This window comes from Amycolatopsis sp. NPDC005961 (genome assembly GCF_040629235.1).
In the GTDB taxonomy this organism is placed as follows: Bacteria; Actinomycetota; Actinomycetes; order Mycobacteriales; family Pseudonocardiaceae; genus Amycolatopsis; species Amycolatopsis camponoti.
In genome coordinates this window covers 25,190-31,668 of the sequence record NZ_JBEXVF010000096.1, presented here as the reverse complement: position 1 = coordinate 31,668, position 6,479 = coordinate 25,190, and the positions used below count along the sequence as shown (strand labels likewise).

Below are 6,479 nucleotides of genomic sequence, written 5' to 3'. Positions count from 1 at the left end.
CGCCGCGAGCGTCGCCACGCGGCCCAGGTCGTCCTGGGTCCACTCGACCTTCACCCCGAGGGCCAGCACGCCCAGCACCTCGACGTCGTACTTGCCGGACGCGAGCTCGAGCGCGAGCACCCCGCCGAGCGAGTGCCCGGCGACGACCAGCGGCCTGCGGTCGGGGAGCGCCCGCGCGACGGCGGCGGTGAGCGTCTCGAAGGAGTAGTGCGGCAGCGGCGAGGACGGGCCGTGGCCGGGCAGGTCGGGGACCAGGACGCGCCGGCCGAGCGGCGGGGCGAAGTGGTTCCACACGGCACCGGTCGCGCCCAGGCCGTGCAGGAGGAGAACGGCCGGTTCGCCCTCGCCGCCGGTGCGCATGTTCAGCGTGTCCATCGGAGCAGCCTGCCAAACTGTCGGTGGGCGCGGCTAGGCGCTGTCCGGTGAGTCTGCTCGATGGGCTTCGTGATCCAGGTGGTTCCTGGCGGTGCGGGCGGGGCGCCCTCGTACTGGGCCGTACTCGGGCGATCCGCCCGTGCCGTCAGGGGCCGCCTGGGCGCGGAGACCGCGAGCGTGACTCGCCGGACTGCGGCTAGGGTCGGCGCGTGGGGATCACCGATCCGGACACCTACGTGCGAGGGGTGCCGTACGACGAGCTGGCGCGGCTGCGGGCCGCGTCGCCGGTGGTGCGCGTCAACGACTTCTGGGCCGTGCTGCGGCACGCCGACGTGCGGCGCGTCCTGCGTGATCCGGGCCTGTTCTCCTCGCAGCTCGGCGGGACGCAGATCCGTGATCCCGCTTCGGAGGCCGACCTCGCCTACGTGCGCCGGATGATGCTCAACATGGACCCGCCGGAGCACGGCCGGCTGCGCGGGCTGCTCACCAAGGCGTTCACGCCACGGGCCGTCGCGAAGCTGACGTCGCAGATCGAAGCGTGGGCGCGGGACCTCGTCGCGGCGGTCGCCGAGCGGGGTGAGTGCGACTTCGCCAAGGTCGCCGCCGACCTGCCGCTGCTCACCCTCGCCGGGGTGTTCGGCGTGCCGGAACAGGACCGGCGGCTGATGTACGACTGGAGCAACCGGGTCATCGGCTACCAGGACGCCGAGTACGCGGTCAGCTCGACCGTCTCCGAAGCCGAGGTGAGCGACCTCGCGCGGGCCGCGCTCGCCGTCCGACCGGCCCCGGGTCCCGGCGGGGCGATGCCGGACCCGCGCACCCGCGCCGGCATGCCGGACCTCTACGCGTACGCCAACGCGCTCGGCGAATACAAGCGCGAGCACCCCGGTGACGACGTCATGAGCAACCTGATGCAGCACGTCGGCGACGACGGCGGGCGCGTCTCGCTCGCCGAGTTCGAGAACCTCTTCTGGCTGTTTTCCGTGGCGGGCAACGAAACCCTGCGCAACGGCCTGCCCGGCGGGCTGCTGGCGCTGCTGTCGAACCCCGCGCAGTACCGGCGACTGCTGGCCGACCGGTCGCTGCTGCCGTCCGCGGTCGAAGAGATGCTGCGCTGGTGGACGCCGGTGATGAACTTCCGGCGGACCGCGACCGCCGACGTCACTCTGTCCGATGTGGACATCCGGGCCGGGGACAAGGTGGTCGTCTGGTTCTCCGCGGCCAACCGCGATCCTTCGGTGTTCACCGCGCCGGACGACTTCGACGTCGGCCGCACCCCGAACGACCACCTGACCTTCGGCCACGGCCCGCACTTCTGCCTCGGCTCGCACCTGGCCAGGGTCCAGATGCGGGCCATGTTCGGCGCCGTGCTCGATCTGCTGGGCGAAGTGACGCTCGCCGGCGAGCCGGTGCGGCTGCGGTCGAACTTCCAGAACGGCCTGAAGTCGCTGCCGATCCGCTGGACGCGCTGATGGAGATCCGTGAGCTGCGGGCGTTCGTCGCGGTCGTCGAAGCGGGCGCGATGTCGAAGGCGGCGCGGCAGCTGCACGTCAGCCAGCCGGCGCTGTCCCAGACGATCACCGCGCTGGAACGCCGTCTCGGCGTCCGGCTGCTGGTCCGCACCAGCACCGGCGTCCAGGTGACGGACGCCGGGACGACGCTGCTGGGCGAGGCCCGCGCGGTGCTGGCCCGCCACGACCAGGCCGTCGCCACCATGGCCCGGCACACGAAGACCGACGTGCTGCGCGTCGGCGTCCCCCTGGAACTGCCGCCGGAGCTGCTGCCGTCGGCCCTCGCGCGGCTCGCGGAAGACTGCCCCGACACGCGGGTGCAGGCCCGGCACCTGTCGTCGGTGGCGCAGGTGGAGGCGCTGCGGGCGGACGAGCTGGACATCGGGTTGGTCCGTGAGCGCCCGGCCGGGCCCGACCTCGACGCGCTGCTCGTCGTCGAGGAGAGCGTGGGTGTCCTGCTGGCGACCGACCTCGCGGAGAAGCTGGGCTCACCGGTCCGGCTGGAGGACCTGGCCGGGTTGGAGTGGTTCGCCTTCGCCCGCGCGGGCAGCCCGGCGTGGTACGACGAGCTGACGGCGACGCTGCGCAGCCACGGTCTCGACGTCGGCCCGGAGGTACCGGAGGACCGGCGGCTGATCGTCGAGCTGAAGATCCCGGCGGTCAGCGCCGGCGGGGCCTACGCGTTCGCGCCGCCCGGCTGGCCGTACCCGATCCCGGACACGGTCCGCTGGCTGCCCCTGGCCGGGAACCCGCTGGTGCGGCGGACCTGGGCCGTGTGGCCGGCGACGTCGCACCGCCGCGACCTCGCGAAGTTCGTCGCCGCGCTGGAGGACCATCGGCGCGGCGAATCGCGGGCATAAGCAGCGCCGAACGCCGGCCCGGAAGTCCTGTCCGGCGCTTGTCCTTGCACCTGGTGACCGGGGAAACGCCCCGGCCGCGAGGAGTTGAGTGATGACTGAAGGACTGTCCGGGACCACGGCGCTGGTGACCGGTGGAACCAGCGGGATCGGGCGGGCGACGGCGGTCGCGCTGGCCGGGCTCGGGGCCCACGTCGTGCTGTCGGGCCGGGATGCGGCCCGCGGCGCGGAGGTCGTCGAACGGATCCGGGAGTCGGGCGGGAAGGCCGACTTCGTCGCGGCGGACCTGACGGACGCCTCGTCGGCGCGTGCGCTGGCCGCGCGGGCCCGTGAGGTGGGCGGACGCGTCGACGTCCTCGTGAACAACGCCGGGATCTTCCCCACCGGGTCCACTTCGGACACTGATGAGGCCGACTTCGACCGCGTCTACGAGACGAACGTGAAGGTGCCGTTCTTCCTCACCGCCGAGCTGGCGCCGGAGATGGCCGAGCGTGGCCACGGCGCGATCGTCAACGTGTCGACGATGGTCGCGACGCGGGGCATGGCGGGCATGGCGCTCTACGGCTCGTCGAAGGCGGCGGTCGAGCTGATGACCAAGGCGTGGGCGGCGGAGTACGGCCCGTCGGGCGTGCGCGTCAACGCGGTCAGCCCCGGCCCGACCCGCACCGAAGGCACGGCGGTGTTCGGCGACGGCCTGGACGAGCTGGCCTCGGCGGGCCCGGCCGGCCGGGTCGCCGCCCCCGAGGAGATCGCGGCGGCGATCGCGTTCCTGGTGACGCCGGAGTCGAGCTTCGTCCACGGCGCGATCCTCCCGGTGGACGGCGGCCGGCTGGCGGTCTGAGTCCCGTGCGGGACGGCGTCACCGCAGGAAGGTGACGCCGTCCCGGGGACGACCTGGGGAAAACCCAAGATCATGGGACGTACGTGGGACCAAGGGCCTGCTACGAAAGGTTCCGATGAGTACCCTGAGGCTCCCAGAACCGACTTCCATCAGCGGCGCACGGCGTCCCCCCGAGCGATCTTCGTCAACGGCCCTAACGGCTCGGCGCTACTCCGCGGCCTACCTTCGCGCACGCGCGAATTTATGCCCCTACGCTTGCCGCATGACTGTTCACCTTCTCGTGACCACGACGACCCCCGACCGCGCATCTGCCGCGAAGCTCGCCGGCTCGGCGGTGGCCGCGCGCCTCGCGGCCACCGCGCAGGTCACCGGTCCTGTGGCGTCGTTCTTCTGGCACCTCGGCGAGCAGGGCGAGGGCGAAGAGTGGAACGTGACGTTCAAGACCACCGATGACCGGTACGCCGAGCTCGAAGCGCACATCGTCGAACAGCACCCCTGGGACAAGCCGGAGGTGACCGCCGTCGAGCTCGTGCGCGGCTCAGCCGGCTACCTGCGGTGGCTTGAGGAGTCGACGAGCGCCGGAGCCTAGGCGCCCAACCGGGTCAGTAGCTCGCCGACTGTCGGCGTCGACCGGTACCGCGTCAGCTGGCGGGCCACGGCCCGGATACGGACAGCCGGGCGTACCGAACTGACTCCGGCGGCAAGGTCGACGGCCCGCGTCAGGGTCGCGGCGGCCTGCTCGACCTCGTGGGCATGCAGGTAAGACGTGGCGAGCCACGTCAGATATAGCGCCTTGTCCCGCGCGTGCGTGTCGTCGAACTCGGACAGCACGCGTTCCAGCACTGGCACAGCCCGCAGCGGCCGGCGGAGCTCGGTCCAGCACCGGCCGGCCATGATGTCGATCTCGGCTTCGTTCACCCAGAACACCCAATCCGGATTGGGCCGGTCGTCTCGGACCTGCAGGGCCTCACGCGCCAGGTTGAGCGCCCGGTCGGCCTGCTGAGGTTCGCGGGCCGTCGCGTGCGCCCACGCCTTCCGCTCGAGCAGCAGCGCATTGACCTTCGGCGTGGCCATCGGTCGCGCAACCTCGCACGAGTCGGTCGCCAGCGCAGTCCCGCTCTGGGCTGTGGTGGTCTGCTGATACGCGGCGTAGGCCAGGGCGTTCCCGGCGAGGTCGAGCGCGCCGGCCTCCTCGGCGGCCGCCCTGCTGTCGGCGTAGAGCCGCTGAGCGAGCACGTGCTGGCCGTGGTCGAACGCTGCCCAACCGGCCTGCTGCTGTTGCTCAGCTAGCAGGGCCCGCAGCTGGTGTCCGATCTCGATCGCGTGGCTGGATTCGCGGAGCAACCGCTGCGTGAAGTCGACCTCAGCGGAGTACACGGGGAAGGTCTCGGCGCCGCCCATGATGTTGTCGAGGCGACGAAGCCGAGCAGTTCGGCGTCGCAGCTCGTCGATATCGGACTGCCCGATCCGGCGCGCGGTCGGTTGTTCAGTGCGAGCGAGCGGAATTGCCAGGGCGGCCATTGCTCCGATGAACTCGCGCCGCTGCACTACCTCTCCCGTCCTCACCTTCCGCTGTTCCGTTCGCGTCGCCGTGACCGCTCGCCGAATTTCCTGCGCGTCGATTTCGAGGCTCACGGCGAGATGCTGCTGCCAAAACGGAGTGGGCAGTCGCCTCTCGGACTCCCACCGCGACACTTCGTTGCGGGTGACGGCCCGACCTGCGATCGCGGAAAGCACCTCGGCCTGATCGGCTTGCGAGCGGCCGGCACGTTTGCGCTCGGTTCTCAGCAGAGCGCCGACCCCTTGCTGTTCCACTCGTACTCCTCGCGGTTCGCACCATGCCAGGTGGCCATCATCGCCCTGGCCCCCAGTTCTGGCCACCCCCGTCGAATGGCCACCTTCTCGGGCTACTCCTACCAGCCATCATCGCTCCTAGCTTTAACTTTGTGACGGCACGTGAAGGTGAGATGTCCTCCCCCGACGGGGGCGACGAGAGCGACCGGGTTCCTCTTCAAGGCCGGGTCGCCGACGAACGCGCCCGATCCGCGCCGTCATGCGCCGACCAGTCCAAGGTGTTTGCCCGCGCAGCCGATGCTGGCAGCGTGGGGGTAAGCGGGCTCGGCATGGGCGCCGGCAGCGCCGACGTGAACGTCCTGGACGCGGATTGGCGCGGCGGCCCCGAGCTCGCCCGCGCCCTGCTCTACACCTATCTGGGGACCGGCCGGTACGCGATCCACAACGCACGGCTGGCGAGACGATGACCGCGCTCGATGCCTGGCAGCAGGTCGACGCACCTGGCGAGTGGTGGGAGTGGCACGGGTTCGTCGACGGCCTCGCGCACCTGTACCCGCACGCCCAACTGCAGGCCGACTGGCCGATCATGGTCCGACCTGCCTGCGAGGAAGACCAGCCGCACCCGCTCGGTCACGACCGGCCCAGCATCACCCGCGACCGCGTGCGGCCCGCTCCTGAACGCAAGTGCCCGGACTGCCTGAGCCAGACCACCAGCATCGCATCGGAGGTGCCTCATGCCCGCCGGCGATGACGGAGTCTCCGAGCCGTACCGCGTTCATGATCCCATCGAGCTTGCGCAGAAGCTCGCCCTTGGCCGCTGGCTGGTCCTCCGGCACGAGCATCTTGGCGACGTGTGCGACCTCGGCACTTGGATCGAAGCCTTGCGCCTGGCCTGCGCCGATCTCGACGTTATCGAGCAGGCCCTGATCATTCCCCGCAAGGACCTGACCGTGGTGTTCAACGCCGAGAATGCCCCGCGGTTCGAACAGGTCCAAGCCTCCATCGAGCGGGCGGAGCTTGATCGATGGCTCGAGCGCGAGCTGAGCCCCGAGGTGCCGACGCGGCGGGCAATGGGCGAATAGAACCCCCGGCCGGTGTGTC

The 6,479-nt window shown here is 71.1% G+C and carries 9 protein-coding genes; 7 read left to right on the top strand and 2 right to left on the bottom strand.

Annotated features, from left to right (window positions below):
• On the bottom strand, positions 1-375 hold a 375-nt coding region (locus tag ABZ342_RS44655; protein WP_360486915.1), incomplete at its 3' end, for an alpha/beta fold hydrolase.
• Positions 376-584: 209 nt separating this feature from the next.
• Here ABZ342_RS44655 and ABZ342_RS44650 point away from each other — a divergent pair.
• The 4 genes from ABZ342_RS44650 to cutA all read left to right on the top strand — a co-directional run bounded on the left by ABZ342_RS44650 (position 585) and on the right by cutA (position 4,173).
• Positions 585-1,847 carry a cytochrome P450 gene (locus ABZ342_RS44650; protein ID WP_360486912.1) on the top strand — a complete coding sequence of 421 codons (1,263 nt, stop codon included), beginning with the start codon at positions 585-587 and terminating at the stop codon, positions 1,845-1,847.
• The gene (locus tag ABZ342_RS44645; RefSeq protein ID WP_360486909.1) at positions 1,847-2,746 is read left to right on the top strand and encodes a LysR family transcriptional regulator; all 900 of its coding nucleotides are present in this window, start codon (positions 1,847-1,849) and stop codon (positions 2,744-2,746) included. Before ABZ342_RS44650 ends, ABZ342_RS44645 begins: the two co-directional genes overlap by 1 nt.
• Positions 2,747-2,837: 91 nt before the next feature.
• Positions 2,838-3,584, top strand: coding sequence for an SDR family oxidoreductase (locus tag ABZ342_RS44640; RefSeq protein ID WP_360486906.1), 747 nt, complete (start codon positions 2,838-2,840; stop codon positions 3,582-3,584).
• Between the two features lie 262 nt (positions 3,585-3,846).
• On the top strand, positions 3,847-4,173 hold the full coding sequence (gene cutA, locus ABZ342_RS44635; RefSeq protein ID WP_360486903.1) for a divalent cation tolerance protein CutA: 327 nt from the start codon (positions 3,847-3,849) through the stop codon (positions 4,171-4,173).
• Here the strand turns inward: cutA and ABZ342_RS44630 are convergent.
• Complete coding sequence (locus tag ABZ342_RS44630; protein WP_360486900.1) at positions 4,170-5,399, bottom strand: helix-turn-helix transcriptional regulator; 1,230 nt, start codon at positions 5,397-5,399, stop codon at positions 4,170-4,172. The genes cutA and ABZ342_RS44630 overlap by 4 nt on opposite strands.
• Before the next feature lie 287 nt (positions 5,400-5,686).
• Between ABZ342_RS44630 and ABZ342_RS44625 the strand changes: the two genes are divergently transcribed.
• Genes ABZ342_RS44625 through ABZ342_RS44615 form a run of 3 tightly spaced genes read left to right on the top strand, consistent with a single transcriptional unit; the run spans position 5,687 to position 6,460 of the window.
• Complete coding sequence (locus ABZ342_RS44625) at positions 5,687-5,845, top strand: hypothetical protein (protein WP_360486897.1); 159 nt, start codon at positions 5,687-5,689, stop codon at positions 5,843-5,845.
• Positions 5,842-6,129 (top strand): hypothetical protein, encoded by a 288-nt coding sequence (locus tag ABZ342_RS44620; RefSeq protein WP_360486894.1) that lies wholly within the window; start codon positions 5,842-5,844, stop codon positions 6,127-6,129. The genes ABZ342_RS44625 and ABZ342_RS44620 overlap by 4 nt, the downstream gene beginning before the upstream one ends.
• On the top strand, positions 6,113-6,460 hold the full coding sequence (locus ABZ342_RS44615) for a hypothetical protein (protein WP_360486891.1): 348 nt from the start codon (positions 6,113-6,115) through the stop codon (positions 6,458-6,460). The genes ABZ342_RS44620 and ABZ342_RS44615 overlap by 17 nt, the downstream gene beginning before the upstream one ends.
• Positions 6,461-6,479: the final 19 nt, after the last annotated feature.